The sequence below is a fragment of the Paenibacillus sp. Aloe-11 genome, assembly GCF_000245715.1.
GTDB classification, from domain to species: Bacteria; Bacillota; Bacilli; order Paenibacillales; family Paenibacillaceae; genus Paenibacillus; species Paenibacillus kribbensis.
Genome location: NZ_JH601066.1, coordinates 158827 through 159183 on the forward strand (window position 1 = coordinate 158827; position 357 = coordinate 159183).

The window sequence follows — 357 nt, forward strand, 5'->3', positions numbered from 1 at the left end:
CCGTCCCGGCGGCAGCGCCCGTTTCAGCTTGTCTCCTCCGGTCAGCAGCACACGCAGGGATCGGTTCTCCAGCTCCATAAACTGCTCACACAACTGCGTCGGCAGGAAGGTAATCGTGATGCTGTTCGTCTCGAAATAGCGGTTCAATGCTTCCAAATCCATCCGAATGCTCTCGTCAATCACATGGATTTCCGCTCCGGCTACCCAATAAGGGAACAGCTCCCAGACGGAGGCGTCAAAGCCAAAACCCGCGTATTTTGCGCTGCGGTCCTCTGCCGTTACGCCAAAGGCCCCGTTATGCCAGCAGCACAGGTTCACCAGCGATTGATGCTCGACCATAACCCCTTTCGGCTGCCC

General features: G+C 57.4%; 1 protein-coding gene. It reads right to left on the reverse strand.

All coding sequences use genetic code 11. The features are described 5' to 3' along the window. Positions 1 to 357: AMP-binding protein (locus WG8_RS29590; protein ID WP_007432240.1), on the reverse strand; the 357-nt coding region annotated here is incomplete at both ends.